Here is a 15,680-nt window from a genome sequence, read left to right as displayed (position 1 = left end):
GTAAACTCTCCATTCTAAATTTCTAACGTTTTTTTAGTGGCGAACTTTAACACGCTGCAGGCGAAGTGCATTGAGAACGACGGAGACAGAGCTTAATGCCATCGCCGCGCCTGCTACCCATGGTGCCAACAACCCAATTGCAGCAATCGGTATACCGAGGGTGTTATACCCAAGAGCCCAGAACAAGTTTTGCTTGATGTTGCTCATCGTTTTGCGGCTCATATAAATCGCATCCGGGATGCTTGCCAGGTCGCCGCGCATGAGAGTTACATCTGCTGCTTCCATGGCCACATCTGTGCCGGTACCGATAGCCATGCCAATGTCTGCCGTCGCCAATGCAGGTGCATCATTGATACCGTCCCCAACCATAGCCACCTTTTTCCCTTGAGCTTGCAGCTTCTTCACTTCTTCTGCTTTTCCTTCCGGAAGCACTTCTGCGCGAACATGGTCGATGCCGACTTGAGCCGCAATCGCCTTGGCTGTCCGTTCATTATCTCCTGTAATCATAATGACCTGAATTCCCATTTCTTTCAGCCGGCTGACCGCAGCCTTCGAGGTTTCCTTAATCGTATCCGCCACGGCGACCATTCCGGCATATCGGTTATTGATCGCAACAAGCATAGCTGTCTTTCCTGATTCTTCCAACCGAGCCATCAATTCATAAGCATGCTTCGCTTCTATTTCGTACTTTTCCATCAGTCGGCGTGTACCGATAAGCAGTTGTTTGCCTTCCACCACCGCTTTGATTCCGAATCCCGGGATTGCCTCGAATGATTCCGTACCTGGCAGCTCGATATTTTTTTCCCGAATGCCCGCAACGATCGCTTCCGCAAGCGGATGCTCCGAATTTTTCTCCGCCGCGCCGACGAGTCGAAGGAATTCCGTTTCGTTTTCTTCTGCTAAAACATCTGTCAGCTCCGGTTTCCCCTTTGTGACGGTGCCAGTCTTATCCAGAATGATCGCGTCAATCTTGTGCGTTTGCTCCAGATGCTCTCCGCCTTTGAACAAAATACCGAGTTCTGCTGCGCGTCCGGATCCTGCCATGATGGAGGTCGGCGTTGCCAAACCGAGTGCGCAAGGGCAAGCAATGACGAGAATAGCAATCGCTTTTTCCAAAGCCTCGGCGAATTGACCCGGTGTGACAAAGAAGTACCATACCAAGAAAGCTACCACCGCAATCCCAACAACAATAGGAACAAATATGCCAGAGATGATGTCAGCTACCCGCTGAATCGGTGCTTTGGAGCCCTGCGCTTCTTCCACGACTTTAATAATCTGTGCAAGTGCTGTTTCCTTGCCGACTTTCGTTGCTTTTATCCGGAGCATACCATTTTTGTTGATCGTGGCTCCGATGACCGCGTCGCCGGCTTTCTTCTCTACAGGAAGACTTTCGCCTGTGAGCATCGATTCATCTACTGACGATACGCCTTCGAGCACTTCTCCATCCACCGGCACTTTATCTCCAGGACGCACCAGTACAATATCCCCTACGATGACTTCATCTATGGAATTGTCAGTTCCTGGCCGTCACGAACAACCAAAGCCGTTTTCGCTTGCAGGCCCATCAAAGATTTGATCGCTTCCGATGTGCGGCCTTTGGCGAGCGATTCAAACAGTTTTCCTAAAATGACCAGCGTGATCAGAATTGCACTCGTCTCATAGTACAAGGATGGTCCATGATGGGCGCTAGCTCCCTGAACGGCCCAATTGATCGTTAGGTATAAACTGTAGAAGTAAGCGGCCGAGGTGCCAAGTGAGACCAAAACGTCCATGTTTGCACTGCCATTGCGAAGTGCCTTATAAGCACCTACATAAAACTGTCTTCCGACATAAAATTGTACCGGAGTGGCCAAGATAAGCTGGAACCATGGATTCATAAGCACTTCCGGCATGTAGATCCATGAGGTAAATGAAAAGTGAGCTACCATGCTCCACAAAAGTGGGAATGAAAGAATCGCCGAAATGAGTAATTTCCGTTTTTGAAGCCGAACTTCATGTTCGCGATGGTGTCCAGCGTCTTCATTTTCCTGATTCGTGATCGCTTTATAGCCAAGCTGCTTGACTTTGTTTTGCATATCCTCGATCGAGACTTCACCCGCAGAATACTCGACACGTGCCGTTTCCATCGCAAAATTGACAGAGGCGTTTGTAACACCGGGCATCTTGCTAAGTCCCTTCTCAATACGGTTAGCGCAAGCTGCACAAGTCATACCCGTGATTTGCAAAGTCGTTTGCTTGGATTCCTGCGTAGCGGTTGTTTCCACAATCGTTCACTCCTTGTTATCAATGAAATTACAAAACGTCGTAGCCTTGCTCTTCGATGGTTTCTTTGATGCGTTCTATTGTAATTTGGTTTTCGTCATACGATATATCCACCGAATTGTTCTTGAGATCGACCTTGCCTTGTGCTCTGATTTCTTTGAGTGCCCCTTCAATGGAATTAACGCAATGCTGGCAGCTCATACCTTGAACTTGTAATGTAATGTTTTTCATTTTTCGTCATCCCTTCTTTTAATCAAAATGTTCAGTGTTTTTAGCATTTCCTGTGTAATGGACTCATAACTCCTTGAGCTACATCTCGTCGCGTATGATTTCAAATGATTCGACAGAAGCAAAATGCCTACTGCATTTAGCGCGGAATGGATAGCTTCAAGTTGGTTTAAGATCTGATCGCAAAATTCATCTCGTTCCACTTGCCTCTGTACACCGCGAACCTGGCCCTCAATCCGATTTAATCTCAGCTGGATTGCGAGTTTTACTTTCGGATTAAGTTGTGTTTCTTGATGGTCAGGAAATGATTTCATCGATTCCTTAGCATTCATTTCCATCGATCTCCTTGCATTCGTAGTATACCCCACTACCCTATAATTAGTCAACGATTTTTACGATACCCCTGCACCCTATATTTTTGAATAAAGAAAAAGCAGCACACAGCTGCCACATCTTTTAGAATCAGAATTTATAAGCCGGAGGCGTTAAACATCTGATTTTTCTTATTTTATCAATTTATTCATCGTTGTCATAAGTTCCGTCAAGACCTCGGTATCCCCTTCTTGGATCCGCTCGATAACACAACTTTTAAGATGATGCTCCAGCAACAGTTTTCCGACTCCATTCAAAGCGGATTGGACCGATGCAATCTGGTTCAGCACATCATCACAATACGTATCCTTTTCAATTAACCCTTTAATACCGCGTATCTGTCCTTCAATTCGATTCAAGCGGCTGGTCAAGCTGCTTTTTACTTTATCAGAATGATGGCTTTTGCGTTCAGAACCATCAGGCGTGCAGCAACTCGAATCATGCTCACTACCTTGATTCAGCATTTCTTTCTCCAAGCTCATATAGCCGCCTCCTTTACAAGCTATTATACTATACTCCCACCCCCTATACAATGAGATTCGGTTGGCGTGTGATATTCAGGTCGTTAATATATAACAGAAGCCTCCAGCCAAGCAGGTGGTTTGGCCGGAGACCTATCGAAACTACATAGCTGTTGGACTGTTTGAATCCCCTGGTCTAGGAGATCGGATAAATAAGAACGCTAAAATCGCCCCTATAAAAGCGACAATACCGGACCAGAAAAATGCTTGATGAAATCCAGTATTGAGAGCTGTTAACGGATCATTCACAGTTTGGGAAGCTGTCGCCCTCGCTGCGAGTGCAACCATAATAGCCAAACTAATAGCCGAACCGATCTGATAGCTCGTATTGGCAAGCCCGGATGCCAGACCTGCCTCTTCCGGTTTAGCTCCTGACATGGCTGCCATCGTAGCCGGGATATAAGCCAGTGACATTCCTAGCGCACCCAATAGCGAAGCCGGGAGCACATTCGCGATAAAGGTACCGTCTACAGGCGTATTTCCCGAGAATAGTAGCATCGATACCCCAAGAGCAATCAAACCGATCACCAAATTGGCCTTCATACCGAACCTTCCAATCAATTTACCTGTAATGAACATCATGAAGATCGCTATGAGAATCGTCATCGGAAGCAATGCAACACCGCCGGCGAAAGCGGAAAACTTCAAGACTTGCTGCATGTAAAGATTAAGGAAATACCAAAGCGGTATCCATCCCCCGGACAACATAATGAGCGCGATATTTCCGGCAGCCAGGTTCGGTGCTCTAAATATTCGGAGCGGTACAAGCGGTTCTTTTTTAACTGCCTGAATAATGAGGAATAGAATGAAAAGAACAGCTCCCAAAATAATCGTCCATAAAGTGGATGGTGATCCCCATCCATTGTGTTCCGCAGTTACAATGCCGTATACAATCAATACCAAAGCCGCTGTTACGAAGATGGCACCCGCGAAGTCAATGCTCCCTTTTCTGCGCATCCCTTTCGACAACAATACCGGAGCTAACAGTAAAGCAAGAATACCAACTGGAACATTAATTAGAAAAGTCCATTTCCAGCTCAGCCACTCGGTAATGACCCCTCCCAGAAAAACTCCGGCAGATCCACCAGCCGCTGCTGAAGCCCCCCAGAAACCCAAGGCCTTGCCTAGTTCCTTAGGATTACCACTAAACAACATCATGACGATCGTTAAAGCCGATGGAGCAATTAAAGCGGAACCGAACCCCTGTACTGCCCGGCCAACATTAAGCGCCCCATCATTCCAAGCAAGACCCGCAAGCAATGAAGCTAAAGTCAAGATGGTGAATCCCCACATAAAGATGTTACGCTGGCCAAAGAGATCCGATAATCGGCCTCCGAGCAACAGCAAACCTCCAAAGAAAATGACATACGCGTTAAATACCCATTGCAAGCTTTCCTGTGTATAGCCGAGCGCTTCTTTGATGGCAGGCAATGCTACCCCAATAATTGAGGTATCCATAATCACCATAAAATTTGCAAGGCATAGCAACGCCAACGCTTTCCAACGTTTTGGATCGGCTTGTGATAAAGCCTGTGATTGCGTAGACATGATTTAACCTCCAGCTTATAAGAATCCTCCGATGGATCCCCATCATGCGATAATAACGTTCGTGACGGCCGTCTCTAAACGAGGTTATTGGGATCCACAATTTACCGGAGTTCGCTATTGATTATAGTATAGCCCCCTACCCTATTGTCAACACTTTGTTTTTATATAACCACAAATCCCTAGTCATTTTTTTCAGAATTCCCGGTCTTTTTTATCCCCCTCTGACATAAAAATGTTGGCCAGGCCATATCCATTAAATATAGGGTTAGGGGGAATAGTATATGTATACCATTCTGATAAGTAGTTTATTCGGCATTCTCACTTTCTGGGTTACGGGGTTTATCTTTGCCTTTCGAAAACAACTCACTTGTATGGTTGGCATGATGGCGGCTATGACAATGGGCATGGCTGTAGGCTTAACAATGGGAACGATTCTTGCACTTTGGCTCCCGGGGCAATTTTTCCAATCGTCGGTAATCAGTATGCTGATTGGTGGAGTAGTTGGGGCATTCATCGGGGGACCTATCAGTCTTATGGCTGTACTGGATGGATTATTATCCGGGATCATGGGCGGCATGATGGGAACGATGCTCACGGTGATGATGCCATCTCCGTACACTTTGGTCACGGTCAAGGTCGTATCCGTACTCTTCAGCGGGATCATCTTTCTCCTCTTTGTAATGCTGCAATCGGAAATCAAGCCGGATCTTTTAAGGCAAAGAACATTTTTATTATCCAAGCCACTTTCCATGTTTTTAGTGGTTGGTCTTGTTCTTGGGTCGACACAAATGGGCCCTTTTAAAGAATCCAGCCGACTTTCAGCCGATCAATCCCACAATCATTTGGGTCATGATCATGAGAATTCCGCAAATGAGGCAAACCTAAGTGCTGACACAGAGCTTCTTGTTCGGGCAATGGAATATTCATTTCATCCCGGTTCCATACACATCGTTCTAAATCAAAAAATTAAAATCACTCTGGATAATGCAGGACAAGTAGAGCATGACTTTGAAATCGTCGGAACCAACATTCACATTCATGCGGCACCCGGTAAAAAAAGTAGTCTAGTTGTTAGCTTTGATAAGCCTGGCTATTACCAAGTTATATGCACATTGCCGGGGCATAAGCACGCTGGAATGACCGCTTCAATTCAGGTCTCAAAGTAGTAAAGAGACGAAATGTCCGCCTGCAATAAAACACCGACCCTATGGTCGGTGTTTTTAGTAGCTTGTTAAAATTTTTCGAAGGATGCAGTTCTTTCCAAAGCATCAAGCGACTAGTCTCAGATGCGTCCCCATTTTCATCGGATGCTGTCTTCCGCTGTTACTTGGCAGCCTCGCCGATCTCAAAGGCTGTTATGGAATCGAACAGCGCTTCGCAGTTGTTCGTATACAATCCGGCCTGAGCCGGCTTGTTCGCGAACGGGTCCTCCATATTGAATAGGAGCCGATTGTTGACCCAGACAAAAAGACGTCCGTCCAGCCGAACCGTCCTGTAAAAATTTTGGGAGCTAATTTCCTCGCGGAGCGCGAAGGAGAACGGACGGTTGTTCGCAGCCGGTACACGCAGACGCAGCTGGCCGGCAGTAACGGCCGATTTGAAATCCGCGATGTTGTAATCGCCTTTTCCTTTTGCTTGATAGTCGACGGGCAGAGCCTCCCACTTCCCTTCCGCCGACGCTCTGCTGTCCAAGCCGAAGGACGAAGACGAAGATTCCGGCAGCTGGAAGGTTGTATTCAAGTAGTCGAACTCTCCAGCGGTCCACAAAATCTTCGCTTGAGAAATTTGCGCGGCTCCTTGCACATTGTATACATACTCCTTCTGAACCTGTCCGTCATAGTTGGAATGTCCGTAGATCGTATACCGGGTGGTCGGCGCTTTGGCCAGCACCGTTTCTTTGCCGTCCTTCACTTGACGCAGCACGTGCTGCTTGGCGGCAAAGTCGGTGTATGCGACGACATAATTGCTCTCATCTACATAAGCGACGACGATGCCCGCTTCTCCCGACTTGGGTAGTTTGACAGAGTCTACATTGACGGAAAATTCATGCTCGCTTACCCGGTCTCCTTTGACCGTCAACGCCTTCCCGCCAGCAGGCGACTTTAGTCCGTCTCCGGTTATCGACCATGAAGCGTCCCATCCGTTCACGTATGACTTGTATTCGCTCCATCCGGTTGTAAGTACGGTATTGTCCATACTGACCTTGGAGCCGGATGCAGCCATGCCGATTTTGCCCGGACCTGCCAGCCGTTCGTCCTCCACAACAGGTCTGTCGTTATTGAGCTTGTAGTGATCAAGCTCGGCAAACAATCGGGAGCCGTTCTTATACACCTTCAACGTATGATACTGCTCCCCGAAGCCCGATACCCGTACGTCCTCCTCAAGAAACTTGAACGTGTACGGAAGCTCGAACGTCTTGACTTCAGATTTCCCGTCCAATACACCGGATACAATCAGCTGCCTCTTGTCGCGATCCACAAGGAGCCGAACGGCATTCGCTTCATCCTTATACCATACGGTAACGCCGGCCTGACCAAGCTTGCCTGCGGCTTGACCGTCGAACCGGATGTTCGTTTCCAAGAAGAAGTTCGCACCCGTGTAGCCCTTCAGCAGCACCTGCTTCTGTTGTCCGGAGGCATCGAGCAGAAGAGCTCCGTCCTTGACGGAGACGCCCTCCGGAACATTCTCATAGTGACCCATGCTGTCCGTGGAGTCGTATCTGTCCTCGAAGGTCGGCAAGAACGCATCGAAGTGCATGCCCGGAGATTGTCCGGACGTTACGCCGTCTGCCACCATCTCGTCTCCCCAGAAAAACAACCGGTCCTTGCCCTGGCCGTTCTCGCTGTTCCAGAACGCTTTGTAAACGGCCCAAGTCTCAAAGCCGTTCGGCCCCTTAATAACATTAGGCTGGGTAGGACCGACAATATCCGGCTCAACCGGCATTCCGTTCGTATCGAACACTCCGTAATCGAGATGATTCGGATTACTTCCCAGCTTGACCGCATCGGCGGCAATGACATTATCGCCCTTCTTCAACAGTCCCGCAGGAATCTCGATGAATTGGTACGCTCGGTTGGAAGCCTTCACGCTCGTTACCAGCTTCCCGTTAATATATATCTTCCCTTCACCCTGCAGCCGGTGACGAAGGACCGCCTTCTCCGGAACAATGTCCACCTTGAACGTCCGGCGCGTCCATATATGGGCAGGTCCCTTCGGCGCTCCCCACATTTGAGCTTCGCTCGTCACTCCGCCATTATAGATGCTTGGAATCCGGGCTCTGTTATGCGTCGGCCAGCCGAAGCCGCCTTCCCCTTTCTTCCAGCTGAAATCGTCGAACGCTGCACCTTCCCAGCCGGCAGCGGGCTGATCATAGGTGTATGTATACGTCTGCGAACCATGCTCCGAGGTCGGCAGAAGCACTTTATAGTGGAGCAGAAGCCGTTCGAGATTTCGGGCGAGCAGCTTGCCCGGATATTTGCTCGCATTGGTGAAAGCATCGTAATTCGTTGCCTGCGCGGCCCCGGTTTCGTATAATCCTGTTTCCGGAAACATCTGATTAGCCGCATAGAGCAAATAATACTGACCGTTATGATAGTACATCTCCGGTCCTTCGAAATTAACGAAATTGATGTTGCCCCAATGTCCCGGCTGTGTATGAAGCAGCTCTTTCGCAAGACTTCGACCCGGGTTCCCCCGTTCATTGAAGAAGGACTGCACCTTCCATAGCCAGACACCGGCCTTCCCTCTTAACGGCTCCCCCGTATTCGGGTTTGATTCTGCAGGATTTGCCTTTCGCAAATAAAGCAAGTCTCCGTTATGCGCGACCATAAACTGCAGGTCGATCCCCGTATCGAACTGCTCCTCCGTAAAGCTGTGCTGAAACTGAGGCTTATCCGTATGCATCGTGTCCGGTCTTCCGTGAATCAGGTTGTTGCTGTTAAAGCCATAGAACATGACGCCATTATGATAATAAAAGTCTGATGCGCCGTACTCCGTAAAGGTACCGTCCTTGCCGGCAAACTTCGGAAGCGTAGCGGGGTCGTTCGAGATGAACCGGACCGGCCCTTCCCAATGAATCATATCCTTGGACCGGTACAGCGTACCGGAGGTACCGGTTCCGGCCGCATAATAATAGCCGTTATACTTTTCGATCGTGCCGTCGTACAGCGGAACCTTCTTTCCTTGGTCGGGCCCGGACGAGATACGGAACAGATTATTGAGCAGCCTCTTATCAACCGGTTGTGCCGCTAGGTTCCCGTCATTATCCTTATTGTTTACCGGAGTGATTTCCTTCACCTCCTGATTTGATGCTCGCCAGGGCAAGCCGCCGTTCAGACCGGCGATTACCGCTCCTGCAGCCAGTACGGCTCCCGCGGTGAGTACGATCAAGTACTTATTTTTCATATAGCCTCCCATTCAAAAAAAGACGCAACGATACACGTATAATGTCTCGATTGTATTATAATAAAAACAGTTCATTGCCTGACATATGGTTTCGATCCTGCGATGTGAGGATAACAGACATTTCGCGCCAAAGAGCCTGCCCCGGGTAACGGAACAAGCTCGGCGGTGAAGTATGCCGGCATACAGAATGCTGTCTAATACTGCGTGCACATGAATTTTTTCAATGGATCCATTCGGATATGGCGGATAATTATCGATAAATTCTGGCAAATGGCCAGTTGCCAGAAGTCGTGCAGTGCCGGCCAGGACACATAGATGACGTTGACCGAATTGAGCGGTTAAATAATGTTAATTTTAGACCATCGCTATGCAACTGCATTTGGCTTCCTCCCGGCAGTTCCTCAAAAGTCACTGTTACCAGCCCGACAGACGGGCCGCCTTCGAATTCGTACGTATGGACAAGCCGCTCCGGCGCGCCGTTTCGTGAAAAAGTCCGTTATGGGCATACTCGTTACCGGCCGGATCGCGCTGGACATACCACCAAACTCCACCCTTTCTCACATCCAAACTGTCCACAATCGTCGTCATGACGCGCGGACCCCACCATTGCTGAGTTATTTTTGTTTGTTCGTTTCAATATTTTTGTTAATCTGTTCTTCAGCTTCACGCAGCGCCGTGTTAATATCCTTCTCGCCTTTGACCACTGGGCCGATGGCGCCGCTCATATAACCTTCCGCGAATGAGTCATATTTACTTACCGGCAGCGCTTTGGCCGGATTACTCAAAAAGGCGGGCTTTAAATGCTTACCTTGCAAATGAGGCATATTTTTGCCGAACTCTTGCTCGATGTTATTTATCTTCAGTACTGGAAACCTTGCATTCCGAGCTACTTCCATTTGCACCTCATCGGATAGAATCGTGGAGATGACTAGAAACGCTTGATCTTTATACTTACTTTGCGCCGTGATATGAAGTATCCACTCATCGACCTGCATGCCCGTGTTAGGACGTTCACGGAACGACGGGTACTGAGCCAAATCCCAATTCAGATCCGGAACCTCCTTCAAATTCGGCAAATTATTAACCGAGGCTAACATGGCGAGCGTCCGTTCTTTGGTAAACTGGTTATAGCCATCCCCGGCCAATCGGTATACGTTGTTTCCCGGAATATCGTAGATGCTCTTCAAGAGCTCAAATATTTTTTTCCAGTTATCATTGTTTACGGTTGCTTTTTCCGTTACCGGATCGACGAAGCTGTAGGATAACGCGGATGCTACACGAGTGGATTTATCCGGTTCCAGGCCTCGATACTGCACACCACCGTCGTTACGCGTCACTTTTTTGGCGAGCTCTCTAGCGTCCTCCCAAGTCATGCCGTCCTTCGGATACGGTACGCCGAATTTATCGAAGATGTCTTTGTTGTAATATAGACCGCTAAAGTGCATCGTCCAGGGAAGGCCGATCAACTGGTCCTGCCGGCTTGATGATTTCACCGATTCCACAGCTATCGGGTTCAACCGGGAGAGATCGAAATTGAATTTTTTGATCAACGGCTCGATACTGTCTTCCATTCCGGTTCCCACAAACCGGTAAATGATCGGTGAAGCGGTCATGACCAGATCCGGGACGTTACCGGCGGCGATCAGCTTATCAAATGCATTCTCTGGTTTTGTAAAATCAATGACTTCAATCGTGATGTGGGGATAGCGTTTTTTCACGGGTTCCTCAATGTATTTCTGGAACTCACCCGGACCGAGCCATCCCATGCTCAGGCCGAACTTGATCGTGACGGGTTCAGTCGAAACTTGCGGCGGAGCATTGTTCTCACCGGCTGGCTGCTCCCCAACCGCTTTACCTTCCTTATCATTACTGCAAGCGGTTGCAAACAATAATAGTGAAAGTGCGGCCATTCGTTTCATTCCCATGTCTTTTCCCCCCATTCATATTGTTGAAGCGAGGTTGCCCATGCCTCTGCAAACGGTTACAATATTCAGTCCACTTAGAAACAAAGCCAGTCCATTCGATAAGCCTGTTGTGCAGCGGAAATTCGTAACGAATCATCCCATCTTCCTCCTCTAGACAATACGCCCATGTCCTTCGAACGGATAGTCGATCGTAATACGTCCCGCCTGGCAATCGCCAATGCCGCTGTAAAGATCGGCCTTGCCGTCCGGACGCATCACAATGCCCGAAGTAAAGACGCAGTCGACCAAATGCGGTGCCTTGGCAGGTCCCGGCGGGTAGCAGGGACGACTTCCGATCAAATGAAGGTCCGAGGACTCTCGGGTGGTTGGGTCGAAGACGAGGGCCATGTTCAGGTACACCTTCACTTCCCCTCCGTTCTCATCCTTATCCCGGTAGCAAATGTGGCCGATGATGCCGATTTTGCCGCTGTCGAGCAGATAAGCCTGATTAACGCCGCCCCATTCGCCTTCCCCGAAGATGCCGTGAATGTACGGTGCATTCTCGATGACGTCCGCAGTCAACTCTTCCAGTCTGTCAACGACCGTGAAGCCGATCATTGATTCGCTCCCGTATTTGCCTCTCGTCTCTGCGCCGCGCGGACGCGAGAATACGCCGATCTTGCCATCCGACAACGGAACAAGGCGAATATCCTTCATTTTGTTAGGTCCGGTAGTGAAGTAGTACAAATTGTGGAGATCGGTGCCCCGGAAGAAATAGCCGAAAAACGTGCTGTATCTTCCACACTGATATTGCACATGAGTCCCGCCCATTACAAGCTCATCACCGATCTCACTGATGTAAGGGTCCTCCAGAGTATAGATCATGCTATCTTCCACCACGGTCCATTCATCCTGTCCCGTCTCCTCGAACAGGCGGACCCAAGAGCGGGCCCATTCCGCGCGACGTTCTACCCGCCCGAACAAATAGCGCTTCCCGTCCCGTATGAACGGAATCGAAATATTGTAGACATCAAAACCGTCCACGCCATGAAACACCAAGGTCGCACTCTCATAGATCTTTTTTGTCGCTTCAAATTCAATTCTTTGCGTCTGCAGGGTCAAATTTCTCCACACCTTCCTTTTGTTTTCGACTCGTTTATTTATGAGATGCCTGATATTCCTGAAATTGCTTCTGGTATTCCGCAACTATCTTATCCAGACTGGTTTTCCTCATTTTTCTCAGTGCTGACCTATATCCCGGTTTGTTATTGTTATCAGGATCGTTGATCGGCTTAAAGCCCGTTTTGCCGTCCTTGGTGTAGAGCTTAAACCGGTGCTTCTCGCCTCACGGGCGACTCTAAGTCGCTCACAAACCGCGATTACAGGCCAACCGCGCCGAACACTTTGTCGAAGCAAGCCTTGGAGCGCTGTGCGAGAACCTCCGGGGAGTCCGTCGGCTTCTTCTGCGACAAAATTTCTTGGGAGACGGCGCCTTTATAGCCGATGTTCTGCAGACCGTGAAGGAAGCCGGTCAAATCGATCACGCCTTCGCCGGGATAGACGCGGCCGCTATCGAGCGCTTCCTCCACCGGTACATCCGGCGCGTCGTTAATATGCACGTGAACGATCTGGTTGACATCCAGCTTCTCGATATCCGCAACCGTTAGGCCGTTCGTATACCAGTGGAACGAATCGTACAGCAGCCCTACGTTCTTTTGGCCAATTGCATCGATCCAATCGAGCGTCTCGTCTACCGTCCAGATGAACGGATTCGCCCATTTGGTCCGCAAATGGTGAGGGCCTACGAACTCCAGGCCGAGACGCAGGCCGAACGCGTCCAAAATTTGCGCACACGTACGCAGGCGGCGTGTCGCGAGCGCCATGAAGTGTGCAGCCTTGTGATCGGTAGAAGGCAGAATGTAGGTGCAGCAGTTCTTTGCACCGACTGCTTGAGCCGCGGCTGCGGCTTGAGTCAGCTTGCTCAGTCCTTCCTGGAACCTCTCCTCCGACGCTCTCCACTCGACGCCGAAGCCGAAATTGCCGATGACGAGGCCGTTCTGCTCCAGAAGCTCCTTCACCTTCTCTACGGAGTTGCGTTCGACAAGACCTCTGACATCCACATCCACAGCCTGGAAGCCATATTTGCCGGCAAGCTCTATTAGCCGCTCATCGCTTCCGATATCGCCCATCCCGGCGCGCGTTAATCCTCTCAGCATGTTCCGTTCCCTCTTTCTTCCATTGTTTTGAATTTACAGATTCCAGTTCAACTTGACTTCGTTGCCCGACTTAGAAGATTCGTAGATGGCATCGAGCACGAGGTTGTTCGTCAAACCTGTCAGCGCCGAGCTGATCGGCTGCTTGCCTTCTATGACGCACTGCAGGAAGTGACGGCTGAGGCGTACGCGCTCACCTTCGTCATTCTCAGGCTTGCTAAGCTCCGTCTCGATTGGACGATTAAATTTTTCGGTCAGCAGCTTGCCTTTGTTGCCTCTATATGCAGCGCCGCCTTCCGTACCCATCAGATGAATGAACGGCGTATTGTCCGTATCCATATGTACCGCCCAGCTTACTTCGAGCGACAAAGTGCTGCCGTCTTCCATCTTGATCAGCGCGGTCGCCAAATCTTCTACGTCGTAGATGCCATCCCAGTTCGGCGTTCCCCACGTGCCGATCCCTTTGCGCCGCGGGCCGAACTCGGCGTAAGTGGCACCGTAGACGGACACCGGCTTCGGATTGCCCATCAAATACAAGGCAAGGTCGAGCATATGAACGCCGATATCGATAAGCGGACCGCCGCCGGACTGATCCATGCGCGTAAACCATGTCCCCCAGCCCGGGATGCCCTTGCGGCGGAACCAGCCGGTCTTAGCCGTATAGATGCGTCCGAGCTCGCCGGCCACAACCTGATCTTTAATTTGCTGCGCTACCGATTGAAACCTCATTTGGTGGGACACCATCAGCACTTTATCGGATATTCGACTGGCTGAATAGATTTCCCTTGCCGCATCCGCGCTGATCCCCATCGGTTTCTCCAGCAGCACATGCTTGTTCGCTTTTAACGCTTGAATAGCCAGCGGGGCATGGAATTGATTAGGCACCCCGATAATTACCGCATCTACATCCTTGCTATTAATAAGTTCTTCAAAGGATTTAGCCACCGTTGCGATGCCGAACTCGTTAGCGCGGGACTCCGCCATAGGTGCATAAGCGTCGTAAACCGAAGTGATGACGCAATCGCCTGCCAGCTTGGAAAATTCCTTCATGTGAACGCCGCCGATATTGCCTGCGCCGATGATGCCGATTTTCACTTTCTCATTGTTTGCCATGAACATTTGGCCTCCTCTGTTATGAGCATTCTATTCCTCTATTTATGGTAGAATAAACGAAGGAAAAAAGCGTTCCGTTTTTTTCGATAAATATCCCATTTCTTCGGAAGGGACCCGTCATCATGTCACAATACCCGAAATATTTGAAAACCTTTTCTACTATGGACAGCCCGTTCCGGTTCGAGCTCGGAATCAATAGGCTGAAGAGAGGCTACCCTTCCCACCGGCAAGATTACTTGGAATTTTCATATGTCAAGAGCGGAACCGGCTGGGAAACGATCAACGGGGTAAAGCATCGGATGGAGCCGGGGACTTTTTCTTTTTTGCTGCCGTATCAAATTCATGAATTGTTTACCGATCCGGGATCGGAGTTAATCCTGTACAATTGCCGGTTCAGCATGGAACTGCTCATGGAGCCGAACCAAGAGGGGCTGATGAACGGCATGGTGAGCGGGACCGAACAGCTGCCTTCCTACGTTCAATTCGAAGGGGAGGAGAAAGCGCGGGTGGACAAGCTGCTGGAGGAAATGATGGAGGAATACGCCGGTAACGACCGGTGGCGGAACAGCTTCTTACAGGTTAAGCTGAAGGAGCTGCTCATCCGGTTCGACCGCTATCGGAGGCGGAATGAAACAACACCGATCGAGGAGCCCGCGTCAGGCCAGCCTGCAGGAGCCGTCTGGCCGATCATCCACTATATAAACGGCAACTACCAGGAGGACTTGACACTTGGCGGAATTGCCAAACACTTCTCGCTCAGCATCTCCCGGGTCAGCGAAGTGATCAAACAAGCTACCGGCCAAACGTACGTCCATTTCCTGCAGGATCTTCGCATCCGCCATGCGTGCAGCCTGCTCGTTTCGACGGAGATGAGCGTGTCCGAAATCGCACTGGAAGTCGGCTACGGATCCTATAAGACGTTCTCGCGGATTTTCCGAGGGATTAAGGGCTTATCACCGTCCGAATACCGCAAGTTGAAGACGCAGGCGGACGAAACGGCGCTATAGATCATACCGTATGCTCGCGAACCACGCATGCAGGCATATACCCCATATTCCGGCTTTCCGGTAGGCGCCGCGCTATTGTCCGGCGGGAGAGACCTGGGATGCAATTTT

The 15,680-nt window shown here is 49.8% G+C and carries 12 protein-coding genes and 1 pseudogene; 2 read left to right on the top strand and 11 right to left on the bottom strand.

Annotated features, from left to right (window positions below; translation table 11 throughout):
- Positions 1–33 precede the first annotated feature (33 nt).
- From ACFQI7_RS19210 to ACFQI7_RS19190, 5 genes and pseudogenes are all read right to left on the bottom strand, one after another.
- Positions 34–2,264: pseudogene (locus ACFQI7_RS19210) on the bottom strand (heavy metal translocating P-type ATPase).
- A gap of 28 nt (positions 2,265–2,292) precedes the next feature.
- Complete coding sequence (copZ, locus tag ACFQI7_RS19205; protein ID WP_218101329.1) at positions 2,293–2,493, bottom strand: copper chaperone CopZ; 201 nt, start codon at positions 2,491–2,493, stop codon at positions 2,293–2,295.
- Positions 2,490–2,822 carry a metal-sensitive transcriptional regulator gene (locus ACFQI7_RS19200; protein ID WP_230415354.1) on the bottom strand — a complete coding sequence of 111 codons (333 nt, stop codon included), beginning with the start codon at positions 2,820–2,822 and terminating at the stop codon, positions 2,490–2,492. Before ACFQI7_RS19200 ends, copZ begins: the two co-directional genes overlap by 4 nt.
- A 171-nt stretch (positions 2,823–2,993) precedes the next feature.
- On the bottom strand, positions 2,994–3,326 hold the full coding sequence (locus ACFQI7_RS19195) for a metal-sensitive transcriptional regulator (RefSeq protein WP_230415369.1): 333 nt from the start codon (positions 3,324–3,326) through the stop codon (positions 2,994–2,996).
- 159 nt (positions 3,327–3,485) lie between these two features.
- Complete coding sequence (locus ACFQI7_RS19190; RefSeq protein ID WP_218101326.1) at positions 3,486–4,931, bottom strand: MFS transporter; 1,446 nt, start codon at positions 4,929–4,931, stop codon at positions 3,486–3,488.
- A gap of 281 nt (positions 4,932–5,212) precedes the next feature.
- On the opposite strand from ACFQI7_RS19190, the gene ACFQI7_RS19185 reads away from it, so the two are divergent.
- Positions 5,213–6,097 (top strand): cupredoxin domain-containing protein, encoded by an 885-nt coding sequence (locus tag ACFQI7_RS19185; protein ID WP_218101325.1) that lies wholly within the window; start codon positions 5,213–5,215, stop codon positions 6,095–6,097.
- Positions 6,098–6,254: 157 nt separating this feature from the next.
- On the opposite strand, the gene ACFQI7_RS19180 is transcribed toward ACFQI7_RS19185, so the two are convergent.
- The 6 genes from ACFQI7_RS19180 to ACFQI7_RS19155 form a co-directional block, all read right to left on the bottom strand.
- Complete coding sequence (locus ACFQI7_RS19180) at positions 6,255–9,335, bottom strand: glycoside hydrolase family protein (RefSeq protein WP_218101324.1); 3,081 nt, start codon at positions 9,333–9,335, stop codon at positions 6,255–6,257.
- A 414-nt stretch (positions 9,336–9,749) separates the two neighbouring features.
- The gene (locus tag ACFQI7_RS19175; RefSeq protein ID WP_218101323.1) at positions 9,750–9,923 is read right to left on the bottom strand and encodes an SRPBCC family protein; all 174 of its coding nucleotides are present in this window, start codon (positions 9,921–9,923) and stop codon (positions 9,750–9,752) included.
- Between the two features lie 26 nt (positions 9,924–9,949).
- Positions 9,950–11,260 (bottom strand): ABC transporter substrate-binding protein, encoded by a 1,311-nt coding sequence (locus ACFQI7_RS19170; RefSeq protein ID WP_218101322.1) that lies wholly within the window; start codon positions 11,258–11,260, stop codon positions 9,950–9,952.
- A gap of 150 nt (positions 11,261–11,410) precedes the next feature.
- Complete coding sequence (locus tag ACFQI7_RS19165) at positions 11,411–12,361, bottom strand: MTP-1 family protein (protein ID WP_218101321.1); 951 nt, start codon at positions 12,359–12,361, stop codon at positions 11,411–11,413.
- Between the two features lie 257 nt (positions 12,362–12,618).
- Complete coding sequence (locus ACFQI7_RS19160) at positions 12,619–13,455, bottom strand: sugar phosphate isomerase/epimerase family protein (protein ID WP_218101320.1); 837 nt, start codon at positions 13,453–13,455, stop codon at positions 12,619–12,621.
- A gap of 33 nt (positions 13,456–13,488) precedes the next feature.
- On the bottom strand, positions 13,489–14,565 hold the full coding sequence (locus ACFQI7_RS19155; RefSeq protein ID WP_218101319.1) for a Gfo/Idh/MocA family protein: 1,077 nt from the start codon (positions 14,563–14,565) through the stop codon (positions 13,489–13,491).
- Positions 14,566–14,687: 122 nt separating this feature from the next.
- On the opposite strand from ACFQI7_RS19155, the gene ACFQI7_RS19150 reads away from it, so the two are divergent.
- Positions 14,688–15,572, top strand: a complete 885-nt coding sequence (locus ACFQI7_RS19150) for an AraC family transcriptional regulator (RefSeq protein ID WP_218101318.1) — start codon at positions 14,688–14,690, stop codon at positions 15,570–15,572.
- Positions 15,573–15,680: the final 108 nt, after the last annotated feature.

The sequence above is a fragment of the Paenibacillus allorhizosphaerae genome, from assembly GCF_042659105.1.
Lineage (GTDB): Bacteria > Bacillota > Bacilli > Paenibacillales > NBRC-103111 > Paenibacillus_G > Paenibacillus_G allorhizosphaerae.
Note: the sequence above shows the minus strand (reverse complement) of the source record. Positions and strands in the feature narration are given on the sequence as shown.